5 protein-coding genes are annotated in these 4,333 nt (G+C 70.0%); all 5 read right to left on the bottom strand.

Going from position 1 to position 4,333, the window contains the following annotated elements; translation table 11 throughout:
• Positions 1-285, bottom strand: a 285-nt coding sequence (locus AB0M20_RS29445) for an extradiol dioxygenase (RefSeq protein ID WP_364303573.1), incomplete at its 3' end; no start/stop codon positions are given.
• A gap of 21 nt (positions 286-306) precedes the next feature.
• On the bottom strand, positions 307-2,049 hold the full coding sequence (locus AB0M20_RS29450; protein ID WP_364303574.1) for a bifunctional 3'-5' exonuclease/DNA polymerase: 1,743 nt from the start codon (positions 2,047-2,049) through the stop codon (positions 307-309).
• Between the two features lie 36 nt (positions 2,050-2,085).
• A complete protein-coding gene (locus AB0M20_RS29455; protein ID WP_364303575.1) occupies positions 2,086-2,997 on the bottom strand; it encodes a carbohydrate ABC transporter permease in 912 nt (303 codons plus the stop codon).
• Positions 2,998-3,007: 10 nt separating this feature from the next.
• On the bottom strand, positions 3,008-3,913 hold the full coding sequence (locus AB0M20_RS29460) for a sugar ABC transporter permease (protein ID WP_364303577.1): 906 nt from the start codon (positions 3,911-3,913) through the stop codon (positions 3,008-3,010).
• 78 nt (positions 3,914-3,991) lie between these two features.
• Entirely contained in the window at positions 3,992-4,267 is a 276-nt protein-coding gene (locus tag AB0M20_RS29465; RefSeq protein ID WP_364303578.1) for a hypothetical protein, read from the bottom strand.
• Positions 4,268-4,333 lie beyond the last annotated feature (66 nt).

Below are 4,333 nucleotides of genomic sequence, written 5' to 3' on the forward strand. Positions count from 1 at the left end.
CACGACGAGCCCGAAGCCCCGATCCACGACGTCCCCGACGAACTCCGCGCCGCGCCCGGACAGCTCGGCCATCGTCGACTTGAGGTCGTCACACATCAGCGAGACATCGAACTGCTGCGTGCCGCCCGGCCCGGCCGGGTGCACGCCCAACTCGCTGGGGCCGGTCTTGAAGATCAGCCACCCGCCGCCGGTGTCGGCCGCCGGAAATCGGAGCACATCGGAGAAGAACGCCCGCGCGGCGTCCGGGTCCTCCGCGAAGATCAGCGTGTGCACTGAGGTGATCACCCCCTCAGCCTACGCAAGCTGTCACTTGGCGTCGGCGTAGCACTCGACGACCGCCACATCCAGCGGGAAGCGGACCTTCGTCTCGCCGAAGAGCAGGCGGCCCGCCTCCGCCGCGGCGGCGTGGACCGCTTCCTGCACCCGGCCCGTCTCCTCCTCCGGGCAGTGGATCACCACCTCGTCGTGGACGAAGAAGACCAGCTCCGCCTTTGCACCCTCCAGCGCCGTACGCAACGAAGCCAGCAGCACCAGCGCCCACTCCGCCGCCGTCGCCTGGACCACGAAGTTGCGGGTGAAACGGCCCCGCGCCCGGCCCGACGCGCCGCCCTGCGACTCCGCCGAACCCGCCTCCTCCGGCGGCTCCAGACCCGCATCGCGCCACGCCGTCGACGCCGGTGGGCAGGTGCGGCCCAGCCACGACCGGACCAGGCCGCCGGCCTCGCCCGTGCGGGCCGCCGCCTCCACGAACTCGAACGCCGTGGGATAGCTCTGCCGCAGCACCGCCAGCGCCGGGATCGCCGCCCCGCCGGTCTGGCCATACATCGCGCCGAGCAGCGCCACCTTGGCCTTCGCCCGGTCGCCGTCGAAGGAATCCGCCGCCAGCGCCGCATAGAGGTCGCCGGCCGAGGCCGCCGCGGCCAGGCGGGCGTCGCCGGAGATCGCGGCCAGCACCCGCGGCTCCAGCTGGCCGGCGTCGGCCACCACGAAACGGTGGCCCGGGTCGGCCACCACCGCGCGCCGCACCGCCTTGGGCACCTGCAGGGCGCCGCCCCCGCGCGTCGCCCAGCGGCCGGACACCACGCCGCCGGGCACGAACTCCGAGCGGAAGCGCCCATCGACGATCCAGGCGTCGCGCCACGCCCAGCCGTGCGCCGTCCAGATGCGATAGAGCTCCTTGTACTCCAGCAAGGGCTTGACCGCCGGATGCTCGACCCGGCGCAGCACCCACGCCCGCGTGTTGGGCACCTCGACGCCGGCCCCGGCGAAGGCGCGGATCACCTCGGCCGGGGAGTCGGGATGCAGGCCGTGCACGCCGAAGGCCGCATTGATCTCGGCGGTCAGCTCGGCCAGGCGGCGCGGCGGCCCGACCGGCTGGGGCGCGCCGAGCAGCTCGCGCAGCAGCTCGTCGTGCAGGTCGGCGCGCCACGGCAGCCCGGCCCGGCCCATCTCGACGCCGAGCAGGGCACCGGCCGACTCGGCGGCGACCAGCAGGCGGAAGCGGCCGGGGTGCTCGGTCGCCGCGAGGCGGGTCTGCTGGTCGGCGAAGGCGCGAGCGATGTCCTCGACCCTCGCCGAGCCGGACGTGGGCGCCGGGCCCGTGTCGAAGAGCGAGCCCTGGCTCAGGCCGGGCGGATCGGGCTGGCGCGGTGGCGGATCGGGCGGCACCGGCCGGCCGTCGAGCCGCGCCAGGATCGCGGGCAGCGCTCGCGGCGACCCCCAGCGGCCGGCGTGACCCTGCAGCAACGCCTCGGTCAGCTCGAGGTCGTGGCACCGGCGGACCCGCACCCCGGCGCGCAGGAGGACCGGGTAGAGCTCGGCGGTGGCCGCCCACACCCAGCGGACCGGGCCGGACGCCTCGCGGGAGCGGATCGCCGCCGCCAGATCGGGCACCTCCTCGGCCGGCCCGCCCGACCGGCCGTCAGGGTGCAGGCTCAGGAGCCGGCCGCCCCCGTGCGCGGCCGGACCGACGCCGCCGTCCTGCACCGCGACGAGCGCGCCCGGGCCGACGGCCGACGGACCAGCCGGCGGAGAGGAGGAGATGTCCACCCCCCGATTCTCGCCCGGGGGTACGACAAAACCGCGTTACTTGACGGCGCCCGCGGTGAGCCCCGCCTGGATCTGGCGCTGGAAGACCGCGTAGACCACGATCATCGGCAGGATCGACAGGGTCAGCGCGGCGAAGAGCGTCGACCACTGGGCCTGGTATCCGGCCGACGTGCTGATGTTCGCGATGCCCTGGGTCAGTACCCACTTGGAGTCGGCGCCGGCGCCCTGCATGATCGCGACCGGCAGCAGGTACTGGTTCCACTGGCCGACGATGTTGAAGATCGTGATGCTGACCAGGCCGCTGCGCGCCATCGGCACCATGATCTGGAAGAACGTTCTGGTGTACGAGGCGCCGTCCACGGTCGCCGCCTCCTCGATCTCCATCGGCAGCGTCTTGAAGAACGCGGCCAGGAAGAACACCGTGAACGGCAGCGAGTACGCGATGTACACCAGGATCAGCCCGGTGAACGTGTTGAGCAGCCCGAAGCTCTTCAGGATGAAGAACAGCGGGACCAGGGCCATGAAGGTCGGGAAGGCGAGCCCGCTGACGAACAGGTAGTAGATGAAGCGGTTGCCGAAGAACTTGAAGCGGGCGAGCACGTAGGCGGCCATCGAGCCGAACAGCATCGTGCCGGCCGTGCTCAGCACCACGACGAAGACGCTGTTCAGGAAGTACTGGCCGACGTGCGCGGTGTTCCACGCGTTCACGTAGGACTCGAGGGAGAACGAGCCGGGCAGGCCGAACGGCTGGCCCAGGAAGATCTCGGTGTTGTTCTTGAACGAGCTGAGCACCACCCAGATCAGCGGGCCGGCGGTGGCCAGCGCCCAGATGAACAGGGCGATGTGCGCCAGGCCGGAGAACGCGTTGACCTCGCGCTTCACGTCGGGCTTGCGGCCCGAGGCGGCGGCCTTCGTGGGTGTGGCGGGTGCGCCGGCAGTCACGGTCATGGCGTACCCCTCACATCTCGACGGCGTCGCGGCGCGTGACCCGCAGGGTCAGCGCGGCGAACGCCAGGGTCAGGATGAACAGTGAGACACCCAGCGCGGAGGCGTAGCCGGCCTGGGAGTACTCGAACGCGTTGCGGTAGATCATGAGGCTGAGCACCGAGGTGGCGCCGTCCGGGCCGCCGCGCTCGACGGACATGATGTTGACCAGAGCGAAGACGTCGAAGGCCGCGATGCCGAGGTAGACCCAGGCGACCTGGATGGTCTGCCACAGCAGTGGGACGGCGATCCGGAAGAACAGCGTGATCCGGGTGGCGCCGTCGAGCGCCGCGGCCTCGTAGACCTCGGGCGAGATGGAGCCCATGCCGGCCGAGAACAGCACCACGTAGAAGCCGACCGACTGCCAGACCAGCACCGCGACGATGCAGATCAGCGCGAGGTTCTTGTCGGCCAGGAACAGGATCGGATCCCAGCCGGACGGGAGCAGGCCGTTGATCAGCCCGCTCTCGTCCGGCGAGTAGACCCGGCCGAAGATCACCGCGACGATGGCCAGGGCCAGCAGCTGCGGGAAGAAGAACAACACCCGGTACAGCTTCGAGCCCCAGACACCGCGGGTGGTGCCGCCCTTGTGACCGCCGCCGACGTTCAGCAGGAACGCGAACACCAGCGCGATGGCGATCGTGACGAGCGGCAGGACGAGGAGTACGAACAGGTTGTGCTGGACCGATCGCCAGAACAACTCGTCGTTCCACATCGTGACGAAGTTCTTGAAACCGACGTACTCGATGGGCCCCAGCCCCGACCAGTCCGTGAGCGCCAGCTGGAAGGTCTGTACGTACGCCGCGATCACGAAGACCGCGTAGAGCGCCACCGGCACAGCAAGGAAACCGATGATGAAGGGATACTTGCCGCGCCGCATGGCGTCCTTTCTACGTCCCCTGCCCGGCGGAAAGGAAGCCTTTAGTCCGGTCAAGGGTGGTGGCGGGGCTGTGGACGGCTAGATGGCGTCCGCGGCCTTCTGCATCCTGGCGCAGAATGCGTCGGCCGTGCCGCCCTCGAACATCAGCTGGTTGGTCGCCGCCTGGCCCTCGGTGTCCAGCTTCTTGTACAGGTCCGGCCAGCGGTAGCTGAAGAAGTCCTTGCCGGCCGCCTTGACCAGCTCGTTACCACTGGTCAGACCCGGGGAGATGGTCAGGCCGTCGGCCGAGCCCTGCACGACGGTGAGCACCTTGGTCAGCTTGGTGAAGCCGGCCGCGTTCTCCTTGCCGAGCATTTTGCCATGACTCCCACCTCACTTTCTCTTTCTTTATTTTCTAGTCCATATCATCAGAATCATCTG

The organism is Actinoplanes sp. NPDC051633, assembly GCF_040681735.1.
Taxonomy (GTDB): domain Bacteria; phylum Actinomycetota; class Actinomycetes; order Mycobacteriales; family Micromonosporaceae; genus Actinoplanes.